The organism is Nocardia camponoti, assembly GCF_014646135.1.
Taxonomy (GTDB): Bacteria; Actinomycetota; Actinomycetes; order Mycobacteriales; family Mycobacteriaceae; genus Nocardia; species Nocardia camponoti.
Map to the genome: position 1 here is coordinate 939,118 of NZ_BMMW01000001.1, position 21,817 is coordinate 960,934.

Here is a 21,817-nt window from a genome sequence, read left to right on the forward strand (position 1 = left end):
GTCCCATTCTAGGTTCCGCCGCGACCAGAGTTAACCGCCGCGTGTGGGCGCGGCGTTAGGAGTTGCCCGCGATGATCACTTCCGGGATGCCGGTGCCCAGGGCAACCGGGACGCAAACCGGTGCGGGCGCGTTGTCAGGATCGAGCGTCTTGCGTACCAATTGCGCGACGAACGGGTCGTAGACCATGTGAAAGTGCCCGGTCATGTCGACGGGGCACAGGTCTTGCAGCACGAGGTTGGTCGCGCCTGGCCCGCGCAGCGCGATGCTGTCGAACGGCTGGATCATCTCATCGACGCGGCTGCCGATGGTGGTGTAGCGCACGCCGGGGACGGTGTCGCCGCCCGCGTTGAGTTCGACCATGATCGGCTGACCTTGGCCCTGCTGCACGGCGGCGACCGAGGTGACCTTCTCGTAGACGGTCAGCAGTCCAGGAACCGCCTGTCCGAGCGGCATCAGCCCGTACATCACGCCGCCATAGGTGGGCGACGCGACGCCGACCCACCGATCGACCTTGGCCGCTCCCCCGAGCTTGTTGACATAGAACCGGCTGACGGTCGCGCCCTGGGAGAACCCAACAAGGTCGACTTTCGTCGCGCCGGTGCGCGCGAGCACGTCGTCGACGAACGCCGACAGCTGCGCGAAGCTGACGCGCATGTCCTCGGTGCCATAGGTGTCGGCGCCGGGCGCACCGCCGTAGTTGAGGGCGAAGACGCACATCCCCGCGTCAACGAGCTGCGGACCGATCGCCGCCCAATCGGAGTAGGCACTCGAATCGGTGCCATGCACGAGCACAACGGGGCGTGGATGCGCTGCCGTCGGCCGACAGTCAAAGTTATTGACCCCCAACGGAACTGAATCGGGATGGGCATCGAGGTAGCGCGCTGCCGCGAGGTGGTCGGTTTGGCGCGGCCCCTGAGCGAGCGGCACGACCGCGGGCGGAACACCATCGGGGGCCGCGGCGACATTAGGCGCGAAGGCGACGGCCATCGCCATCGTCAGCGCCGCGAGCGTAGGAATCGATTCCCTACGCCCGCCGCGCCGAAACTGTGTCTTTCCCCGAACCCACAAGCGAGAACGCTGTTCCATGTACCAAACAAGTACCGGACACAGTCGTCAAACGCACGTTGAGCGCACCCCTAAGTTTTCGGGGGATTGGTCGGTTTACCGCCCCGTCGCCGGGGATCACTTCTCGTCGTCAGCGTCGTCTTCCGGCGCGATGCCGTCTTCGGCGAGGATGCGGTACAACGCCTTTCGCGCTTCGGTGAGCACCTCGGCAGCCCGCGCCGCCTGTGCTGCCGTACCGACCTGGGCGACCTGGGCGGCAGCGCCAACCAGCGGACCGATGAGGCCACGCAGGTCGAGGGCTTGCGCGCCAACGTCTTCGCGCACGTCAGCCCACGGGTCACCGAGTTCGGCGCGCTGCGCGTCGACGTAAGCGGTGCCTTCGGGCGTGAGCTGCGCGGTCTTGCGACCGGCGACCTTTTCGATGATGACCAGGCCCTCGTCCTCAAGCTGGGCGAGCGCGGGGTAGATCGAGCCGGGGCTCGGGCGCCACACGTCGTCGGAGCGCTCGCGGATCTGCTGAATCAGCTCGTACCCATGCATCGGGCGCTCGGCGAGCAGCAGCAGGACCGCCGCGCGCACGTCGCCACGTCGACCACGGCCGCCGCGCCCACGTCCACGACCAAAACCGGGACCGAAGCCCGGACCAAAACCGGGGCCAAATCCAGGACCGAAGTCCGGGCCGTGCCCGTGTCGACCGCCGCGACGGAACTGCCGCCGGTCGTGCCCAAATTCCATTTCGTCGGGACCACAGCCGCGTCGGCCCGGGTGCCCAAACTCTCGTTCGTTTGCGTTTCGCATGACAGCCTCCTCAGGCTCTCGGATTATCTTTACTGTATCGACGATATATCGACAATCCATCGGGCGCAAGGAGGAGTTTTTAGGCTGCTAGCTCGTCGATCCACCGTTGCAGTCGCGCTCCTTCGGTCGTCATCAGCGCGGGGTTGCCGAAGGTGTTGGTCAGCACGGAGATGCCCTGATAGGCGGCGATGAAGGCGATAGCGAGTTCGTCGGCATCATCGCGGTCCAGTGCTTCGAATTGCGTTCTCGCCCAGTCGATTAGGCGTTGCATCACGCGGGCAGGCTCGGCGGCGAAGGGTTCGTTGCGTTTGTTGAGTTCGGTGGCGAGGGTGCCGAAAGGGCAGCCGAAGTTGGCGGCCATGTCGCGTTGATCGACCCACCCCGCGACCATGGCTTTCAGGCGTTGAGCGGGGGCGGGCAGTTGTTCTAGCGCGGTGATCGTCGCGTCGAGGATGGCCTCGTGTGCGGCGATGACCGTCTCGACGAACTGATCTTTCGTCTTGAAGTAGTAGTAGACGTTGCCCACCGGGACGTCGGCCGCGCGGGCGATGTCGGCGATGGTCGTTTTCTCCACGCCCTGCTCGTAGAACACGCGGATCGCGGCGTCGATGAGCCGCTCTCGCTTCTTTTTTGGGGCCGTGACCTGCGTCGATGAGTTAGTCATACAACTAACTATAGACACCTGAGCCAAGCGGAGCTACGGTTGCTCCCGAAACTCAGTCAGTCAACTAACTCGGGAGTTCAGATGATCATCGTCACCGGCGCGACAGGCAACATCGGCAGCGCGCTCATCACTTCCCTCGCCGAATCGGGCGAGGACGTTCGGGCGGTTTCGCGCGGGGCTCGGCCAGTGGAATTGCCCGCGGGCGTTGACCATGCCGTGGCCGATCTGGGCGACCTGACCAGCTTCGCTTCGGCGTTGACGGGCGGCGACGCGCTGTTCTTGCTCATCACCGGCGAGCAACTGATGACCGGACCTGATCCTGTCGACGTGGTGAAAGCGGCTGCGGCGGCAGGGATTTCGCGGGCGGTGTTCGTTTCTTCGCAAGGCGCGGTCACGCGACCTGGCGTGCCCGGCTACGCGCGGTCACTCGCTTTTGAACGCGCGTTCGGGCTTAAGCCTCCGTCGCGAGGCTCGGGCTTGGGCGGCCGACGTCGGCTCATCCTGTTAGGCGGCCTGACCCTCCGTAGCGAGACTCCTGACGAAGGCGACCGACAGCGGCTGGCCCAGTTCTGTGCGCCTCAAGCCTCTGTCGCGATGCTTTGACGACGTCGGCTCGCCAGTTCTGTGCGGCTCAAGACTCTGTCGCGATCGTTTGACGACGTCGGCTCGCCAGTTCTGTGCGGCTCAAGCCTCTGTCGCGATCGTTTGACGACGTCGGCTCGCCAGTTCTGCGCGGCTCAAGCCTCTGTCGCGATCGTTTGACGACGTCGGCTCGCCAGTTCTGCGCGGCTCACGCTTCCGTCGCGATGCTTTGACGACGTCGGCTTGCCCAGTTCGGTGCGGCTTTAAGCTTCCGTCGCGAGGCTCTGGCTCAGGCGGCCGACGTGGACTTGCCTGCGGGCGTTGGCTACTGAGCTGATGACGCAGGTGCCGAGTCGGCCTGCGCGGTCGAAGAGGGTCGCGGTGCTGACCGCGACCCCTTCGGCGCTCACTTGGTCGAGGGCCATGAGGCCGAGCTCCGGGCCGATGGGGAGGCGAGCGAGGGTGAGCGTCATGTCGGCATTGATGTAGCCGACGCCCGCCGAACCCCAGTTGGTGACGAGGTTGGTGATGTCGCCGGTTGCCGCCGCCCGTTGGAACGGAGTGAACGGGAGGCCCGCGACGAGCGGAGGCAGGTGATGCCAGCTCACCTTGCGTTCAGCGTTGCGCGCGGTGGCGTAATCCGAAAGCCATTCGCCATCACCACATTTCAGCAGGGGTGGGGCGGCTACCGCGTCGGCGAATTCTGGCCGTGGCGCGGGAATGGGGAGTTCCTCGGCTGGCCGCCACACTTCGCCCGGTGCATCTTCGGTGGTTGCGAGGAAGGTGACGGTGGCTCGCGCCCGCATCTCCCCTTCTTGCACGAGCCAGGAATCGGCGACTTTGATGCGGTTGCCCGCGCGAATCACACCGCTATGCACCGAGATGGGGGCATTGATGACGGGCCGGAACAGGTCGACAGTGAAGCGCGCGGGAACGAATCCCTGTGCGGGACAGTGCTTTTCGGCTTCCATCGCGAGGAGCCCGCACACCGCGACCCCGTTGAGCTGATTGTCCGACCAGCGACTAATCGACAGCGCACTCGGCAGGAAGCGGCCACCTTCGGTCGTAAAAAATTCCACCGCGTTCCTCTCGCCAACAGCAGCTTGCATTAGAACACGTTTTACCTACGTGGGGAATGGGTCAACGAACGCCACATTCGCTAGCGGATGACCCGCCGAGCCAGCCCGAAGCACTGATTCCGCGCGTGTCGAGTGGCATTTTCGTGCAGGTTCGAAGGGCAACAGGCGAATTCGAGGCGTTTGCGCGCGAAAGTGCACGAAAATGCCAACGGCGACCGGCGCGACACGCCCGAATAGTGCGAACGCCGTTGCCGCGCCCAGGCGGATGGGCAATGTGGATTCGCGGTGACGTGGAGGACGGGCTCGCGGCAACAGACTCGCTGGCGGCGTGCGCGCGGCCCCTGACACGAGGTCTACAGCCTGCTGCGCCGCCCGAACGCTGAGTTTCGCGCGTGTCGAGTGGCATTTTCGTGCAAGTTCGAAGGGCGACAGGCGGATTCGAGGGGCATGCGCGCGAACGTGCACGAAAATGCCAAGCGGGCGCGCTGGACACGCCCGGCGCGGGGGGTCACCCTATGTCGACCGGGTCGATTTGGACGCGCAGCGGGGCATCTGAGCGGTGCGTGCTGCGGACGGCCTGGGCTGCGGTCAGGGCCCGGGCTAACGCCGCGCCGTCAGACCGGGTCACGCGCAACAGCATTCGCTCAACTTCGGCGGGTTCTTCCGCGCTGGAAAACGGTTTGCGGGCCGTCGGCGGCAGCGGGACCGGGCCGAGGACCTCGACGCGGTCGGAAAGCTGCGCGGCGTCGAGCAATTCCGCGATCGATGCCGTTGTTCCGTCAATCGCGGCCAATCGGACAGCGGGTGGAAAGCCCACGTCAGCGCGGGCGGCGAGTTCGGCGGCGGCGTGATTGACGGGGTCCCAGCGAACGAGGGCTTGCACCGTCGGCTGGTCGGGTTCGGCCATGACGATCACCTGGCCGCGCGGGCGGACCAGGGCGGCCGCGCCCATCCAGCGGCGGAGCGTGTCTTCGGCGGCGCGCAGGTCGGCGCGGCTGAGCAGCGCCCACCCGTCAAGCAACAGCGCCACGCCGTAGCCGCCGGGCACCGTCGGTTCCGCGCCGGGGGTCGCAACCACCACGCTCGCGCCGGGGTCGACCGTATCGAGCACTTCGCCCCCGCCGGACCCGCGAATGGGCACGCCGGGGAACGCGCGTCCGAGTTCTTCCGCAGTGCGCTGCGCACCAATCACAGTGGCGCGCAATGCTCTTCCGCCGCAAGCCGAACATCGGAACGCGGCGTCGGTGACGCCACACCAGCGACAGTGCGGGCTCGCCGCCGTCCCGTCGGAGGTGTGCGGCAAGGCAAGGGGGCCGTTGCAGTGGCGACAGCGCGCGGGGGTTCGGCATTTCGCGCAGGCGAGCGCGGGGACGTAACCGCGGCGCGGGACCTGGACGAGTACCGGCGCGTTTTCCTTCAGCGCGGCCCGAGCGGCGGCGAACGCGACACCCGGGATGCGGATCGCTTTGGCGATGGGGTCGCGTTCGAGCGCGTAGTCGCTGTCACCGGGCGCGCTGATGCGTGGGGTGACCGAGCGGAGCAGTTGCCGGTCGGCGACAAGATCGTGGGCCCACCCGGAGTCGACGACGGCCTGAATTTCGGCGGACCGCGCGAAACCGCCTGCAACGAAGGCCGCGCCCGTCTCGTGCGCGCGCAGCATCGCGACCTCACGCGCGTGCGGATAAGGCGCGCGCGGTTCGGCGTAGGTGTCGTCGCCGTCGTCCCAGATGGCGATGAGCCCCAGATCCTTGGCCGGCGCGAAAACGGATGCGCGCGTGCCGACAACAATGCGCGCCTGCCCCCGCAACACCGCCAGCCAGCGACGGTACCGCGCGGCAGGACCAAGCCCGGCCGACAGCCCAACTGCCGAATCCCCTACCAGGGCAACACATTCCGTGAGGAGCCGATCGAGGTCGCGTTGGTCGGGAACGAGCAGCACCGCACTGCGCCCAGCTTTGACGACGGTCGCGGCCAACTCAGCGAGCCGAGCAGCCCAGTCCTCCCCTGGCAGCGCTTGCCACGCAGCCCGCGGGCCCCGCTTGTCCGCAAGCGCGGAAAGGAAGGCGTCGCCGTGCCGATAGCGCTGCCAGGCGGTGGTGTCGATGGGGTTATCCGCCGGTCGCGCGTCCTCCTCGCCCCGCCCTCCATGCGTGGCTGACTCGCTGGCGGCGGCGATCGATCCGCCTTGAACTACGGGATCGGACACTGATTGCCGTTGGGCGTCGCCGACTTCATCGCCCGGGTCACCCTGGCTAGACGGCAGACCAACCGTCGCCCCGTCCGCTCCGGCGTTAACCACAGGTGCCGACGCCAACGATCGTGCGGCGGGCGACGGCAGGGGTGGGACACCTGGCGTCACGTGACTTGAAGCAGGCCCAGCTATCGCATCATTGGCAACCGTCACAGGGTCGGTTAAATCCCGCGCGGTTTTGGGCGCGGCTGCCTGCTGGGCCTCATCAGAAACTGTCTGATCTGCTTGCGGTGCACCATGTTCCGTGTGCAGCGATGTCCACGCCGTGTCCGACGAAACTGCCTGCGTCGCCGAGTCTGCTGGGGGCGTCGAACTCGAAACCGTGCGATCGCCCTGCCGCGCAACTCGCTCCGCCTCCTGCGCCGCTGACGCTGATTCAGGCGGGAATGCCTGCATCGCCGAATATGCTGAGGGCGTCGGGTGCGCAGCGGCGTGACCTTCACGCTGCACGCCATGTTCCGCATTCAGCGTCGCACACACGTGGAGCGCCGAAGAGTCTTCCGAGCTAACCGGGCCGCCCAAGTCTCCTGTCGCAGCATCCGACATGTCTTGGACCACTGGGGTTCCCGCGTTCCTCGACGCAGTCCGAGTGGTAGTCGCTGCGGCGAGGGCAACGTCAGGCTCCAGCGAAACACCCTGCGGCGCGACGCTTTTCGCACTCTTCTTCGGGGCGGAGCCAAGTTCGGTTCGGGCGTGGCGGGGCGGGATCGCCAAACGTAAAACGTCGGCTCGGGTGCCCGCGTAGCGTGCCGCTACCGCGTTCACCAAACGCAGGATCTCCGGGGTCAACACCCGTTCCGGGGAAACTACGCGGTCCAGCGGGACCAGCTTGCCGGTGTGGTCGCTGTGCGGGAGCCGCTCCAGCAAATAGCCGTCCACCAGGCGACCAGCGAAACGGACGCGCACTCGCACGCCCGGTTGGGCCTCGGCGTCCATCTCCGGCGGGACAAGATAGTCGAAGTCGCGGTCAAGGTGTGCGGGCGACAGCAGCGGGAGCACCCGAGCGATCGGGTGTCCCGCTGCTGTCGTAGGCGACGTTGCGTCGGCTGGCACCGGTGCCGATGCGTCCTACAGGCCGGGGATGGCCGCGCGCAGCTTCTCCGCGCGGTCGGTGTGCTCCCACGGCAGGTCGACATCGGTGCGACCGAAGTGGCCGTACGCGGCGGTCGGTGCGTAGATGGGACGCAGCAGGTCGAGGTCGCGGATGATCGCGCCCGGACGCAGGTCGAAGACCTCCGAGATGGCGGTGGAGATCTTGGCCGGGTCGACCTTTTCGGTGCCGAAGGTCTCAACGAACAGACCAACCGGGGCAGCCTTGCCGATGGCGTAGGCGACCTGCACCTCAACACGGTCGGCAAGCCCAGCCGCGACCACGTTCTTGGCAACCCAACGCATGGCGTAGGCAGCCGAACGGTCGACCTTTGACGGGTCCTTGCCCGAGAACGCGCCGCCACCGTGGCGAGCCATGCCGCCGTAGGTGTCGACGATGATCTTGCGGCCGGTGAGGCCAGCGTCGCCCATCGGGCCGCCGAGCACGAACTTGCCGGTGGGGTTCACCAGCAGACGCACGTCGGAGGTGTCGAGGGTGGGCACATTCAGGTCGGCGAGCACCGAGTCGAGCACCTTCGCGCGGATGTCGGGCGCGAGCAGGTTGTCGAGGTCGATGTCGGCCGCGTGCTGGGTCGAGATGACGACGGTGTCGAGGCGGACGGCCTGGTCGCCGTCGTATTCGATGGTGACCTGGGTCTTGCCATCGGGGCGCAGGTAGGGCAGCACACCCGACTTGCGGACCTCGGTGAGCTTGCGCGACAGGCGGTGCGCGAGCGCGATCGGCAGCGGCATCAGCTCAGGGGTGTCGATGGTCGCGTAACCGAACATCAGGCCCTGGTCGCCCGCGCCCTGACGCTCGATCGCATCATCGGAACCGTCGACACGCGCCTCATGCGAGTGGTCGACACCCTGGGCGATATCGGGCGACTGCGCGCCGATGGCGATGTTGACACCGCACGAGTTGCCGTCGAAACCCTTTGCCGACGAGTCGTATCCGATTTCGAGGACCTTCTCGCGCACGATCTTGGGGATGTCCGCGTAAGCGGAGGTGGTGACCTCGCCCGCGACATGAACCTGACCGGTGGTGACGAGAGTTTCGACCGCGACACGGCTGTGCGGGTCGGCGGCGAGAAGGGCGTCGAGGATGGAATCGCTGATCGCGTCACAGATTTTGTCCGGATGCCCCTCGGTCACGGACTCACTGGTGAATAGCCGACTACCTGTCGTACGCACAGTTATTCCCTCTCCCTCAACGGGTTACTCGATTCGGTTCGCGACAACCCCGACCCCACCTTCGTAGAGCCCGCGTCGCGCGACCTTGTTGTCAAGACTATTCCAAAGCACCGACAAGGTGGTGCAGTGCGCACAGACTGTCCCGGACTGTGCGCCGCGGCGGCCGAAGCAACACCGCGACCTTGTCCGGGCCGGTAGACTATGCGACTTTCGTTGTCGCGGAACGTATTTCACGCACCCTGCGCGTATCCCTAGCGGCTAGTGCAGCAGCGGAATGAGCGCGTCAAGCACGCGACTCGCGAGCAGCGCTTTCGACCCGTGATCCAGCGCGGATTCGGTGCCGTCGGCACCAAGCAGCCAGCCGTCGTTGGTGTCGACTTCGAATGCCTTGCCCTCGCCGACCGCGTTGACAACAAGCAAGTCACAGCCCTTGCGCGCGAGTTTGGCGCGGGCGTGGGTGAGGACGTCGCCGTTCTCATCACCGGTCTCGGCGGCGAACCCGACGATCGCGGTGTCACCAAGCCGACCTTCGGTGCGGGCGGTGACCAGCCCGGCCAAAATGTCGGGGTTTTTGGTGAGGGGGATCACATCGGGCTCGTTCGCGCCCTTTTTGATCTTGGCGGCGGCCACATTGGTTGGCCGGAAGTCGGCGACAGCGGCGGCCATGATGACGGCATCGGCACCGACGGCATGCTTGTCGACAGCGGTCGCGAGCTGCTCAGCGGTGGTGATGTGCACCAGATCGACGGCGGCGGGCGGGGCCAATTCGACGGTGTTGCCCGCGATCAAGGTGACCGAAGCACCGCGCTGCGCGGCGACGCGCGCCAACGCATAGCCCTGCTTGCCGGAGCTGCGGTTGCCGAGGAAACGCACCGGGTCGAGCGGTTCGCGCGTGCCACCAGCGGTGATGATGACGCGACGACCTTCCAGGTCGCGCGGCAACGCGTCGGGCCGCTCGAGCAGCAGCGAGGCCAGCCCGAAGATTTCCTCCGGCTCGGGCAGCCGACCGGGACCGGTATCGGTGCCGGTGAGGCGACCTGATGCCGGTTCCATCACCGTCGCACCATGCGCGCGCAAGGTGGCGACGTTGGCGACGGTGGCCGGGTGCTCCCACATTTCGGTGTGCATCGCCGGCGCGAACAGCACCGGACATCGCGCGGTGAGCAGGGTGGCGGTAAGCAGATCGTCGGCGCGACCTTGGGCGGCGCGCGCCATCAAGTCGGCGGTAGCGGGTGCGATGACAACGAGATCGGCCTCCTGGCCAATCCGCACATGCGGCACCTCAGGGACATCAGTGAACACGGAGGTGCTGACGGGCTGACCCGACAGCGCCTCAAACGTGGCCTTACCGACGAATTGCAGGGCCGACTCGGTGGGAATAACTCGCACCTGATGGCCGGTCTCGGTGAACCGGCGAACGAGGGCACACGCCTTATAGGCCGCGATGCCCCCGCCAACCCCGACGACGATCCGCATGGTGTTTACGCCTCCGAAAGAAAGATCGTCACTCGCCCTCGGTGTGCTCAAGCAGGTCGGAGTGAATCTCGCGCATAGCGACCGAGAGCGGCTTCTCCTGAAGACCGGGCTCGACCAGCGGGCCGACGTATTCGAGGATGCCGTCGCCGAGCTGGTTGTAGTAGTCGTTGATCTGACGGGCGCGCTTGGCCGCGTAGATCACCAGGGCGTACTTGGACGAGGTGCGCTCAAGAAGTTCGTCGATCGGCGGGTTGGTGAGGCCAATCGGGGTGTCGTAGGCAGGCACTGCGGAGAGGTCGGTGCTCACGAGAGGAGGCTCCTGGGAGTCGAAGGGAGAAATTGCGGACTGGGTCGCGGACTTAGTCTGCTAAGAACTCGAATTTGTGCTAACGAACAAGGATACCAATTGCTCGCAAGCCGTCGTCACCTCGTTGTTGACGATGACAGTGTCGAACTCGTCACACGCGGCCAGCTCAACCCGGGCGGTCTCAAGCCTGCGCTCGATCACCTCAGGGCTCTCGGTTCCGCGCGAACGTAGTCGCGACACGAGTTCTTCCCAGCTCGGCGGCGCGAGAAACACCAGCAGTGCTTCGGGCATCGCCTGTCGCACTGACCGCGCTCCGGCCAGGTCGACTTCGATCAATACCGAAAGTCCGGCGGCCAGTGCTTCACGCACCGGTGCCGCGGGGGTGCCTGATCGCTGCAACCCCCCGTGGATGTCTGCCCATTCGAGCAGTTCGCTCGCCTCAATCATGGCGTCGAACTCGGCTCGGGAAACAAAACGGTAGTCGCGGCCGTCGACTTCACCGGGACGGGGATCCCGGGTGGTCGCCGAAACGCTGAACACCAGTTCGGGCAGGCGTTCCCGCACGCATTTCACAACCGTCGACTTGCCGACGGCCGAGGGGCCGACCAGTACTACCAGTCGGCCCTTCCGCGTGTTGTTGTCCACCAGATTCTTACGCGTCGAAGTCGAAGCGAGCCAGCAGCGCCTTGCGCTGACGGTCGCCCAGGCCACGGAGACGCCGGGTGGGGGCGATCTCCAGCTCGGTCATGATCTCGGCCGCCTTGACCTTGCCCACCTTCGGCAAAGCCTCAAGCAGCGCAGAAACCTTCATCTTGCCGAGAATCTCATCAGACTCGGCGTCGGTGAGGACCTGCTTCAGGTTGGTGCCGCCACGCTTCAGGCGCTCCTTGAGCTCTGCCCGAGCGCGGCGAGCGGCCGCCGCCTTCTCCAGAGCAGCGGCGCGCTGCTCGTCAGTCAGCTGGGGAAGGGCCACGGGTTCCTCCGTCTCATCGTTTATTGCTAGATCTACCGCCGGTTACCCGAACGGTCTGTGCGACCGTACCCACGGTGCGCGCCGATTGCGAACCCGACCCCCAGGTCAGGGCCGGATTACCCATGCTCTATAGCGGGCGCGACCCGGCTGCGTTGCCCGCTGATTCCACTCAACCGAGCCTACCGGCGATTCCCGGAAATGGCCGCCCACCTGCGATTATTCTGCTTCGACCGAAGTTAGCCACTGGGTTGCGTTGAACACTCGACAATCGGCCGCGATGGGGATGCCGCCTTACCAGCGGCTTTCCGAAAATTGTGCGCGTGTCGCGTGATTTCGCGTTGCGTGTCGCGTCGAAACGGCCGCAGTGGCAGCGAAATACGCACGAGCTTCGGGTACGACGAAGACCGGAACCGAGCACTCGATTCCGGTCTTCGATGTGGTTGAATCTCAGCCTTGCAGGAAGGCGAACTCCCCCTGTAGGCGCTCAGTTTCAGCGCACAGGGCGCTCACCGACGGGCCAGCGTTGAGGATCTCGCGCGACACGCTCGGCACGACCCACGCGAGGCTCTCGGCAGGAACGAGGGCGCGAATAGAGTCCGCTCCCCCGCCTTGCGCGCCGACGCCCGGCATCAGGATCGGGCCGTTGAGCGCCGACAAATCCGGGGCTTCGGTGAGCGTCGCACCGACGACAACGCCGACCGAGCCGAGGCCGTCCGCGTCGGCGTTGCGCGCCGCCGCTTCGTCGACCATCGTCTGGGCGATCGTGCGCCCGTCCGATGCGGTGATGCGCTGCAACTGCGCGCCCTCGGGGTTCGACGTTGCCGCGAGTACGAACACGCCACGCTCGTTGGCCCGCGCCAAGCTCAGGGCCGGATCCAGCGACCCGAAGCCCAGGTACGGCGACACCGTGACCGCGTCCGAGCCAAGTGGCCCGTTGCCGAGCCAGGCGTTGGCGTAGGCGTCCATCGTCGAGCCGATATCGCCACGCTTGGCGTCGGCGACCACGAGCGTGCCCGATGCACGCAGCACCTCGATCGTGCGCTCAAGCACCGCGATGCCGCCCGAACCGTAGGTCTCGAAAAACGCGACCTGCGGCTTCACCAACGCGACGCGCCCGTCGAACGCTTCGACACAGATTTCCGCGAACGCCTCAAGCCCGTCGACGTCTTCGGTGAGCCCCCACGCCCGCAACAGCGCGGCGTGGGGGTCAATACCAACGCAGACCGGTCCAAACTGGGCCATCGCCGCGCTGAGCCGTTTACCGAAGCTCATCGGCTCAGCCTCGCAGCGACGAGTGCAGTTCCTGCAGGGAACGCACGCCGATGCCGCCGTTGATGCACGCCTCGATGCCCTGCACGGCCGCGGCCGCGCCCTGGACGGTGGTGATGCACGGAATGTTCGCGCCAACGGCGGCGGTACGAATCTCGTAACCGTCGACGCGCGGACCCGAGTTGCCGTAAGGCGTGTTGAACACGATGTCGATCTCACCGTCGCGAATCTGCTCGACGATCGACGCCTCGGGCATGCCGGTCGCAGCGTCGACGCGCTCCGGATCGGAGTGCTTGCGCACTTCCTCACACGGAATGCCGTTGCGGCGCAACGTTTCCGCTGTGCCCTCGGTGGCGAGAATGCGGAACCCGAGGTCGTGCAGACGCTTGATCGGGAACACCATCGCGCGCTTGTCGCGGTTGGCGACGGAGACGAACACGGTGCCCTCAGTCGGCAGCGAACCGTAGGCGGCGGCCTGGCTCTTGGCGAAGGCGGTGCCGAAGTCGGCGTCGATGCCCATGACCTCACCGGTCGACTTCATCTCCGGCGACAGCAGCGAGTCGATGCCCGACCCGTCAGCGCGACGGAACCGGTGGAACGGCAGCACGGCTTCCTTCACCGCGACCGGCGCGTCGAGCGGCACGTGACCACCGTCGCCCTCGGGCGGCAGCATGCCTTCGGCGCGCAGTTCGGCGATGGACGTGCCAAGCATCACGCGAGCGCACGCCTTGGCGAGCGGCACCGCGGTCGCCTTGGAGACGAACGGCACCGTGCGGCTGGCACGCGGGTTGGCTTCAAGGACGTAGAGAACGTCGTCCTTGAGCGCGTACTGCACATTGAGCAGACCCTTGACGCCGATGCCCTTGGCGAGCGCGGCGGTCGAGCGACGCACGGCCTCAATGTCGCTGCGGCCCAACGTGATTGGCGGCAGGGCGCACGCCGAGTCGCCGGAGTGAATGCCGGCTTCCTCGATGTGTTCCATGACGCCAGCGAGGTACACCTCTTCGCCGTCGCACAGGGCGTCGACGTCGATTTCGATCGCGTCTTCGAGGAAGCGGTCGACGAGCACCGGGTGGTCGGGGTTGAGTTCGGTCGCACGCGAGATGTAGCCCTCAAGCGAGCCCTCGTCGTAGACGATCTCCATGCCACGACCGCCGAGCACGTACGACGGGCGCACGAGCACCGGGTAGCCGATGTCGTTGGCGATCTTCTTCGCCTGCTCGACGGTGGTCGCGGTGCCGTACTTCGGCGCGGGCAGCCCGGCGGCGACAAGCACCTCACCGAACTCGCCACGGTCCTCAGCGAGGTCGATCGCGGCGGCCGACGTACCAACAACGGGAACGCCCGCGTCAGTGAGTCGCTGCGCGAGGCTCAGCGGGGTCTGGCCGCCGAGCTGCACGATGACGCCAGCGACGGTGCCCGACTCGGCTTCGGCGTGGTACACCTCGAGGACGTCCTCGAAGGTCAGCGGCTCGAAGTAAAGACGGTCGGCGGTGTCGTAGTCGGTCGACACGGTCTCGGGGTTGCAGTTGACCATCACGGTCTCGTAGCCAGCCGCCGACAGCGTCTGCGCGGCATGCACGCACGAGTAGTCGAACTCGATGCCCTGACCGATGCGGTTCGGGCCCGAGCCCAAGATAATGACCTTCTCGCGCTCACGCTGCGGCGCGACCTCCGACTCAGCGCCGGGATCGAGTTCGTAGGCGCTGTAGTGATACGGCGTCTTCGCTTCGAATTCGGCGGCGCAGGTGTCGACGGTCTTGTACACCGGACGCACCCCGAGCCGGTGGCGCAGCGAACGCACGCCCGCCTCACCAGCGAGTTCGGGACGCAGCGCGGCAAGCTGACGGTCGGAAAGGCCGTAGTGCTTAGCGCGACGCAGCAGGTCTTCGTCAAGCACGGGCGCGTCGAGGATTTCCTGACGCAGCTCGACCAGGCCAGCCACCTCGGCGACAAACCACGGGTCAACACCGGACGCAAGCGCGACCTCTTCGATGCTGCCACCGAAGCGCAGCGCGCGTTCGACCTGGTAGATGCGACCTTCGGTGGGCACGCGCAGGTCGGCGAGGATGGCGTCGATGGCCGCGCGCACGGAGGCGGGATCGGTCGGGTCGGCAGGGGCCCACTCGCCGTCGTCGACGGTCCAGAAGCTGCCAGCCTTGGTTTCGAGCGAACGCAGCACCTTGCCGAGGGCCTCGGAGAAATTGCGGCCCATCGACATCGCCTCACCGACCGACTTCATGGTCGTGGTGAGCGTGGCGTCAGCGCCGGGGAACTTCTCGAAGGCGAAACGCGGCGCCTTGACAACGACGTAGTCGAGCGTGGGCTCGAACGACGCGGGGGTTTCGCCAGTGATGTCGTTGACGATCTCGTCGAGGGTGTAGCCGATCGCGAGCTTCGCGGCGATCTTGGCGATCGGGAAGCCGGTCGCCTTCGACGCCAGTGCCGACGACCGCGACACCCGCGGGTTCATCTCGATGACGATCAGGCGACCGTCCTTCGGATCGACGGCGAACTGAATGTTGCAGCCACCGGTATCGACGCCGACCTCGCGCAGAATCGCGATACCGAGGTCGCGCATCTTCTGGTACTCGCGGTCGGTGAGGGTCATCGCGGGCGCGACGGTGACCGAGTCGCCGGTGTGCACGCCCATCGGGTCGACGTTCTCGATCGAACACACGATGACCACGTTGTCGTTGCGGTCACGCATGAGTTCGAGTTCGAACTCCTTCCAGCCGAGGATGGATTCCTCGATGAGCACGTTCGCGGTCGGCGACGCGGCGAGGCCGCCACCGGCGATACGGTTGAGGTCGTCCTCGTTGTAGGCCATGCCCGAACCGAGGCCACCCATGGTGAACGACGGTCGAACAACAACCGGGTAGCCCAGCTCAGCGACGGTCTCGCGCACTTCGTCCATCGTGTAACAGACTGCGCTGCGGGCACTTTCGCCACCCACCTTGGCGACGATGTCCTTGAACTTCTGTCGGTCTTCGCCACGCTGAATGGCGTCGAAGTCGGCACCGATCAGTTCAACGTTGTACTTGGCGAGCACGCCGTTCTCATGCAGCGCGACGGCGGTGTTGAGCGCGGTCTGACCGCCGAGGGTCGCCAGGATCGCGTCGGGGCGTTCCTTCTCGATGACCTTCTCAACGAACTCGGGGGTGATGGGCTCGACGTAGGTGGCGTCGGCGAACTCCGGGTCGGTCATGATCGTTGCCGGGTTGGAGTTGACCAGCGACACGCGCAGGCCCTCCGACCGCAGCACGCGACACGCCTGGGTTCCGGAATAGTCGAACTCACATGCCTGGCCGATGACGATCGGGCCAGAGCCGATCACCAGGATGTGCTTTAGATCCTCGCGGCGTGGCACTGTGTCAGATTCCCTTCGCTTCGCTACGGGTGTCGCCTTGCATTAGCGCGGCGAAACGGTCGAAAAGATATGCGGCGTCGTGCGGGCCAGCCGCGGCCTCAGGGTGGTACTGCACCGAGAAAGCGCGACCGTCGATCAGTCGCACGCCCTCGACGGTGCCGTCGTTAGCGCAAATGTGGGAAACCTCGGCCTTGCCGAACGGGGTGTCGAACACCTCGCCACGCTCGCCTTCGAGCGCGAATCCGTGGTTCTGGGCGGTGATCGAGACGCGGCCCGTGCCCTCTTCTACGACCGGGATGTTGATGCCTCGGTGGCCGAACTTCATCTTGTAGGTGTTGCGACCAAGCGCACGGCCCAGGATCTGGTTGCCGAAGCAGATGCCGAACATCGGGATGCCGCGTTCGAGGACGCCCTGGGTGAGCGCGATCGCGCCGGTCTGGGTTGCCGGGTCGCCCGGGCCGTTCGACAGGAAAACGCCGTTCGGGTTGAGGGCGAGGATGTCGTCGATGCTCGTGTTGGCGGGCACAACGTGGGTGCGCACGCCACGCTCGGCGAACATGCGCGGGGTGTTGGTCTTGATGCCAAGGTCGACCGCGACCACGGTGAACCGGTGGTCACCGTCGGGTTCGATCGTGTACATCGCGTCGGTGCTGACCTCGTTGGCCAGGTCAGCGCCCAACATCGACGGCTGACCGGTCACGCGGGCGACCAGCTCGTCGTCGGTGGCGAGCGCGTCACCGGAGAAGATGCCCGCCTTCATCGAACCGCGTGTGCGCAGGTGCCGTACGACAGCGCGGGTGTCGATGCCCGCGATGCCAACCACGTTCTGGCTGTCGAGTTCGTCCTGCAACGTGCCGGTTGCCCGCCAGTTCGACGAGATTCGCGCGGGGTCGCGCACGGCGTACCCGGCGACCCAAATCTTGCCGGACTCGTCGTCTTCGTCGTTCCAGCCGGTGTTGCCGATCTGCGGGGCCGTGGCCACCACGATCTGGCGTGCGTAGCTGGGGTCGGTCAGGGTTTCCTGATAGCCGGTCATCGCGGTGCAGAACACCGCTTCGCCCAAGGTCTGGCCCTGCGCGCCGAATGCCCGTCCGCGGAATACGCGGCCGTCTTCGAGCACCAAAGCCGCTTTCACATCACTCATTGTCGTCTCCCGTCGTCCAGGCCGGGTACACCGTCTTGTCGTCGCCGCGGAAGCCGGTATCGATCTCGGTTCCCGTCGGCAGCTTCCAGCGAATTACCAGCACACCATTGTCGGTCATCACTTTGCCCGCGTGACCACGCTCGGTTCGCACCGCGGTGACCGACTCCTGCGGAATCCAGATCACCGTCGCGCCGTCACGTTCGAGCAGGATTCCGCGTTCGAACCGCGTCAATTCCGCGGTCGCTCGGAACCCCAAATCACCGACGGCGATTCGGTCCTGCCAACTGGGTGCCATGGTGGAACCCAGGTAGAGGCCGGTCGTCGGCTCAAGCAGTTGCGCACCCAGTTCAGCGGGCACGGTCGGCAGATCACCGATCCGACCCGCTTGGCGCGCGGCCTTTTTCTGCCAGGCGCGGTACATGAGCCACAGCCACGCGAGAAATAGCGCGGCTAGCCCTAGTACCCACAGCGTTCTTTCCACGTCTGGCCTCCTAGATCCCGGCCGCCTTGCCCTCGCGGGCAGTTACCTTGCCGCGCAGCACGGTGGCTGTCACAACGGCAGGGAACGTCATGTCCTCGAACGGGGTGTTGTTCGAGATGCTCGCCAGTTCGGCGCCGTGCACCGTCCACTCGGCGTCGGGGTCGACCAGCGTGAGGTTGGCGGGCTCGCCGACGGCGATCGGGCGACCGTGGTCGTCGAGACCGACGATCTGGGCTGGCCGTTCGCTCATCACGCGGGCAACGCCACGCCAGTCGAGCAGACCGGGCTCGACCATCGTCTGCGCGACGATCGACAGCGCCGTTTCCAGCCCGAGCATGCCGGGACGGGCGGCGGCGAATTCGCAGCACTTGTCCTGTTCGGCGTGCGGGGCATGGTCGGTGGCGACGCAGTCGATGACGCCTTCGGCGAGCGCGGCGCGCAGGGCGGCGGCATCGGATGCTTCGCGCAGCGGCGGGTTGACCTTGTTGATCGCGTCGTAGGTTTCCAGGCGCGAGTCGTCGAGGAGCAGGTGATGCGGGGTGACCTCGGCGGTGATCGAAATGCCTTGGCCCTTAGCCCATTTCATTAACTCGACGGTGCCAGCGGTCGACGCGTGGCAGATGTGGACGCGCGCGCCAGCGTCGCGGGCGAGCAGCGCGTCGCGCGCCACGATCGACTCCTCAGCGGCGCGCGGCCAACCGGCGAGGCCGAGTCGCGCGGCCGTCGGGCCTTCGTGCGCGACCGCGCCCTTGGTCAGCCGCGGTTCTTCGGCGTGCTGGGCGATGAGGACATCGAGCGAGTTCGCGTATTCCAGCGCGCGCCGCATGATCAGCGGGTCGTCGACGCAGTGACCGTCGTCGGAGAACATGCGCACCTGGCCGACACTGTTGGCCATCATGCCCATCTCGGCGAGCTGCTTGCCTTCAAGACCAACCGTGACCGCGCCGACCGGGAACACGTCGACGAGGCCGACTTCCTGGCCGCGCCGCCACACGTGATCGGTGACGACGGCCGAGTCGGCCACCGGGTTGGTGTTGGCCATCGCGAACACGGCGGTGTAACCACCCAAAGCCGCTGCCGCAGAACCGGTTTCGATGGTTTCGGTGTCTTCGCGACCGGGCTCGCGCAGGTGCGTGTGCAGGTCGACGAAGCCGGGCAGCAGGATCTGGCCGTTGCCTTCGATGACCTCGGCGTCGGGCGCGTCGATCCCGGCGGCGATCTCGGCGATCACCCCACCGCGCACCAGCACGTCGACCGGTTCGCCCTCGTTGTAGGGCTTGACGTTTTTGATCAGCAATTCACTCATGTCAGACCACCACTTCCTGTGCCGCGCCAACGAGCCGGAACAACACGGCCATGCGCATATGCACTCCATTACTGACCTGTTGCAGAACTGCCGCCTGGGGCGAATCGGCGACCGCGGGCGCGATTTCCATGCCGCGCAGCATCGGGCCCGGGTGCAGGACGACGGCGTCGTCGCTGAGCAGGCCGAGACGTCGCTCGGACAGTCCGTAGTTCACCGAGTACTCGCGGGCCGACGGGAAGAACCCGCCATTCATCCGTTCGGCTTGCACGCGCAGCATCATCACCGCGTCGGCACCGGGCAATTCGGCGTCGAGCGAAGTCGAAACGCGCGCGCCCCACGACTCAACGCCGATCGGCAGCAGCGTGCGCGGCGCGACAAGCACCACTTCAGCGCCGAGAGTGTTGAGCAGCGAAACGTTCGACCGCGCGACCCGGCTGTGCAGGATGTCGCCGACGATCACCACGCGACGGCCCTCGATGTCGCCGAGACGCTGACGCAGCGTGAGCGCGTCGAGCAGGGCTTGGGTCGGATGCTGATGCGTGCCGTCGCCCGCGTTGATGATGGCAGGCGACGTTGTGCCCTGTTCGCGTGCCCAGTTATCCATCCAGCCCGCGATCTGATGCGCCGCGCCCGAAGCCGGGTGCCGCACGATCAGCGCGTCCGCGCCAGCGGCGTGCAGGGTGAGTGCGGTGTCGCGCAGGGATTCACCCTTCGACACCGACGAGCTCGACGCGCTCACGTTGATCACGTCGCCGCTCATCCACTTGCCAGCGACCTCGAACGACACGCGCGTGCGGGTCGAGTTCTCGTAGAACACCGTCATGATCGTGCGACCACGCAGCGTCGGCAGCTTCTTCACCTCGCGGCCGAGCAGGGCTTGCTGGAACCGTTCACCCTCGTCGAGCAGTTCGGTCGCGGTTTCGCGGTCGAGATCGTCGACTGTCAGCAGATGCTTCACTCGCCCGCCTCCTGATGCAGGTAGACACCGTCGTTGCCGTCGTGCTCGCTCAGCAGCACCGAGATGTCCTCGGAGCGCGAAGTCGGCACGTTCTTGCCCACGTAGTCGGCGCGGATCGGCAGTTCGCGATGCCCTCGGTCGACGAGCACGGCGAGCTGCACCGCGCGCGGGCGGCCAAGGTCGCGCAGGCCGTCGAGTGCCGAGCGGACCGTGCGACCGGAGAACAGCACGTCGTCGACGAGGACGACCAGGCTGTTGTCGATGCCGCCGTCGGGCACCGAGGTGCGCTCAAGCGGGCGGTGCGGACGGCTGCGCAGGTCGTCGCGGTAGAGGGTGATGTCGAGCGAACCGAGCGCGGATCGCGCGCCGGAGAATTCCTCGATCTTGGCCGCGAGGCGGTGAGCGAGGGTGGTGCCGCGGGTGGGAATGCCCATCAACACGACGCGCGGAGCGTCGGGGGCGTCGAGCGCGGTCTTTTCAATGATTTGGTGCGCCATTCGCGCGATGGTGCGCGTGACGTCGGATGGCGAGAGCAACTCGCGTCCGGCGGCGACCCACTCGGGGGTGTGCCGTTGCGATGTTTCCGCGCCGGTGCTGGCGGCCCGTTCGGGCACAGCCATGCCGACCTCCTTCCCCGCCTCGCTGGACGGTCCGTTAAAGGATGCCTAACTTCCGTGCGCCAGCTTATCAGCGGCTGAGCGGGTCTTTAACCAGCTAGGGGCTCTCAGCGGGTGCTTGTGAGGGCCGACACCCGGGCATGTGGGCGGGCATGATGGACGTGATCGGCGAATGCGCGTGTGGCGGTCGAGGTTTCGGTGTTTGGTCGCGAATCACTCGCGACGGTGAATTCGATCACCGATCTTTTTCTCCGACGCACACCGATCGCAAACCTTCTCGTTGGCGCGCTTGTTGTCTAGCGTGCCGAGGGCAACAGGCAACACAACGCAGGGAGCACACCATCGACACTTTCTCGGCCGATGCGGCGAAGCGAATCGATGCGGCCATTCGGTGGGTCGACCGGCACAGCTTCGGGACGACGATCGATCGGGCACTCCCGATCACCATCAACTTCCATCCCGACCGGGCCGATGTGCTCACGTCGATGGCACGCGACGGGCGCTATCTTTCGCAGTTCGCCACCGGGACGAGCAACGGCGGACTCATCGCCGACGGCAGCGACCGATGGCAGTGGGAGAGCACGATTTTCGGTGGCGTCTACGACGAAGCGCCGCCGACTGAACGGCCGATTTATGGGGCGCTTGACTTGGCGAAGAGCCCGTTTGGGGCGGCACCGCGCTTCGGGTCGGCCCATTTTCGCCTCGTTGAAGACATTGTCGAGCGCACGACATTCTGTTTCCCCGACAGTCATTTCGGTCCAGCCGCGTTTGGGACGGCCGCGCATGCTGGCGTGGTTGATCTGGCGCGAGCGGGCACTGACGATCCGCTCGATGACTACGTAGAGGCGCACATTCACGGGCCGGTGCGGCTCGCGTTGGATGTCGCCGCGCTGGTGTTGGACCCGTGTTATCGCGGGACGCCGGTTGAGGCGGCGGCCCGGTTGTTGCCGTGCCCGCTTGAATGGCACCCCGGCTACGAGCTGTCGGCCGACACGTTGCGCCGTCACCGCGACTACCGAGGGGCCGAGGTAGTCGAATTGGGTTCGCGGATCGCGGAATACGGGTTTTTGGACCCGTTGGTGCTTGGCGCGGCCGTTGCTGACACCGACCCTCAACTGTTGAAACGCTTGTGGCACTGCGTTGCTCGTTATGGGGAGCGAGCGTGAACTGAGTGTGTCGGGGGTCGTGGTTAC

Annotated in this window: 19 protein-coding genes; 2 read left to right on the forward strand and 17 right to left on the reverse strand. The window is 66.2% G+C overall.

Translation table 11 applies throughout. The features are described 5' to 3' along the window. Positions 1-55: 55 nt before the first annotated feature. The 3 genes from IEX78_RS04315 to IEX78_RS04325 all read right to left on the reverse strand — a co-directional run bounded on the left by IEX78_RS04315 (position 56) and on the right by IEX78_RS04325 (position 2,528). Positions 56-988, reverse strand: coding sequence for a lipase family alpha/beta hydrolase (locus IEX78_RS04315; protein ID WP_188828227.1), 933 nt, complete (start codon positions 986-988; stop codon positions 56-58). Positions 989-1,183: 195 nt separating this feature from the next. Then, positions 1,184-1,864, reverse strand: coding sequence for a PadR family transcriptional regulator (locus IEX78_RS04320; RefSeq protein WP_188827472.1), 681 nt, complete (start codon positions 1,862-1,864; stop codon positions 1,184-1,186). 79 nt (positions 1,865-1,943) lie between these two features. Further along, the gene (locus IEX78_RS04325; RefSeq protein ID WP_188827474.1) at positions 1,944-2,528 is read right to left on the reverse strand and encodes a TetR/AcrR family transcriptional regulator; all 585 of its coding nucleotides are present in this window, start codon (positions 2,526-2,528) and stop codon (positions 1,944-1,946) included. Between the two features lie 81 nt (positions 2,529-2,609). Between IEX78_RS04325 and IEX78_RS04330 the strand changes: the two genes are divergently transcribed. After that, positions 2,610-3,131: an SDR family oxidoreductase gene (locus tag IEX78_RS04330; protein WP_188827476.1), complete on the forward strand. Its 522-nt coding sequence runs from the start codon at positions 2,610-2,612 to the stop codon at positions 3,129-3,131. A gap of 242 nt (positions 3,132-3,373) precedes the next feature. On the opposite strand, the gene IEX78_RS04335 is transcribed toward IEX78_RS04330, so the two are convergent. From IEX78_RS04335 to pyrR, 14 genes are all read right to left on the reverse strand, one after another. Further along, the gene (locus IEX78_RS04335; RefSeq protein ID WP_229683699.1) at positions 3,374-4,189 is read right to left on the reverse strand and encodes an acyl-CoA thioesterase domain-containing protein; all 816 of its coding nucleotides are present in this window, start codon (positions 4,187-4,189) and stop codon (positions 3,374-3,376) included. A gap of 508 nt (positions 4,190-4,697) precedes the next feature. Further along, positions 4,698-7,493 carry a primosomal protein N' gene (locus IEX78_RS24085; RefSeq protein WP_229683700.1) on the reverse strand — a complete coding sequence of 932 codons (2,796 nt, stop codon included), beginning with the start codon at positions 7,491-7,493 and terminating at the stop codon, positions 4,698-4,700. A gap of 15 nt (positions 7,494-7,508) precedes the next feature. Continuing rightward, positions 7,509-8,723: a methionine adenosyltransferase gene (metK, locus tag IEX78_RS04345; protein WP_188827479.1), complete on the reverse strand. Its 1,215-nt coding sequence runs from the start codon at positions 8,721-8,723 to the stop codon at positions 7,509-7,511. 258 nt (positions 8,724-8,981) lie between these two features. Continuing rightward, positions 8,982-10,199, reverse strand: a complete 1,218-nt coding sequence (gene coaBC / locus IEX78_RS04350) for a bifunctional phosphopantothenoylcysteine decarboxylase/phosphopantothenate--cysteine ligase CoaBC (RefSeq protein WP_188827481.1) — start codon at positions 10,197-10,199, stop codon at positions 8,982-8,984. Between the two features lie 28 nt (positions 10,200-10,227). Continuing rightward, positions 10,228-10,506, reverse strand: coding sequence for a DNA-directed RNA polymerase subunit omega (gene rpoZ, locus IEX78_RS04355; protein ID WP_188827483.1), 279 nt, complete (start codon positions 10,504-10,506; stop codon positions 10,228-10,230). A gap of 60 nt (positions 10,507-10,566) precedes the next feature. Then, a complete protein-coding gene (gmk, locus tag IEX78_RS04360) occupies positions 10,567-11,151 on the reverse strand; it encodes a guanylate kinase (RefSeq protein ID WP_188827485.1) in 585 nt (194 codons plus the stop codon). A gap of 7 nt (positions 11,152-11,158) precedes the next feature. After that, positions 11,159-11,479 carry an integration host factor, actinobacterial type gene (gene mihF, locus IEX78_RS04365; RefSeq protein WP_043653536.1) on the reverse strand — a complete coding sequence of 107 codons (321 nt, stop codon included), beginning with the start codon at positions 11,477-11,479 and terminating at the stop codon, positions 11,159-11,161. Between the two features lie 447 nt (positions 11,480-11,926). Beyond that, positions 11,927-12,751: an orotidine-5'-phosphate decarboxylase gene (gene pyrF, locus IEX78_RS04370; protein ID WP_188827486.1), complete on the reverse strand. Its 825-nt coding sequence runs from the start codon at positions 12,749-12,751 to the stop codon at positions 11,927-11,929. A 4-nt stretch (positions 12,752-12,755) separates the two neighbouring features. Then, positions 12,756-16,118: a carbamoyl-phosphate synthase large subunit gene (carB, locus tag IEX78_RS04375; RefSeq protein ID WP_188827487.1), complete on the reverse strand. Its 3,363-nt coding sequence runs from the start codon at positions 16,116-16,118 to the stop codon at positions 12,756-12,758. Positions 16,119-16,122: 4 nt separating this feature from the next. Then, complete coding sequence (gene carA, locus IEX78_RS04380; RefSeq protein WP_188827488.1) at positions 16,123-17,262, reverse strand: glutamine-hydrolyzing carbamoyl-phosphate synthase small subunit; 1,140 nt, start codon at positions 17,260-17,262, stop codon at positions 16,123-16,125. Next, positions 17,255-17,743, reverse strand: a complete 489-nt coding sequence (locus IEX78_RS04385; protein ID WP_188827490.1) for a PH-like domain-containing protein — start codon at positions 17,741-17,743, stop codon at positions 17,255-17,257. The genes carA and IEX78_RS04385 overlap by 8 nt, the downstream gene beginning before the upstream one ends. Positions 17,744-17,753: 10 nt before the next feature. Then, a complete protein-coding gene (locus IEX78_RS04390; RefSeq protein WP_188827491.1) occupies positions 17,754-19,049 on the reverse strand; it encodes a dihydroorotase in 1,296 nt (431 codons plus the stop codon). A 1-nt stretch (position 19,050) separates the two neighbouring features. After that, complete coding sequence (locus IEX78_RS04395; protein ID WP_188827492.1) at positions 19,051-20,007, reverse strand: aspartate carbamoyltransferase catalytic subunit; 957 nt, start codon at positions 20,005-20,007, stop codon at positions 19,051-19,053. Continuing rightward, on the reverse strand, positions 20,004-20,627 hold the full coding sequence (gene pyrR / locus IEX78_RS04400) for a bifunctional pyr operon transcriptional regulator/uracil phosphoribosyltransferase PyrR (protein WP_188827494.1): 624 nt from the start codon (positions 20,625-20,627) through the stop codon (positions 20,004-20,006). The genes IEX78_RS04395 and pyrR overlap by 4 nt, the downstream gene beginning before the upstream one ends. Positions 20,628-21,070: 443 nt before the next feature. On the opposite strand from pyrR, the gene IEX78_RS04405 reads away from it, so the two are divergent. Further along, on the forward strand, positions 21,071-21,790 hold the full coding sequence (locus IEX78_RS04405; protein WP_268240885.1) for a DUF3626 domain-containing protein: 720 nt from the start codon (positions 21,071-21,073) through the stop codon (positions 21,788-21,790). The last annotated feature ends 27 nt before the right edge of the window (positions 21,791-21,817 follow it).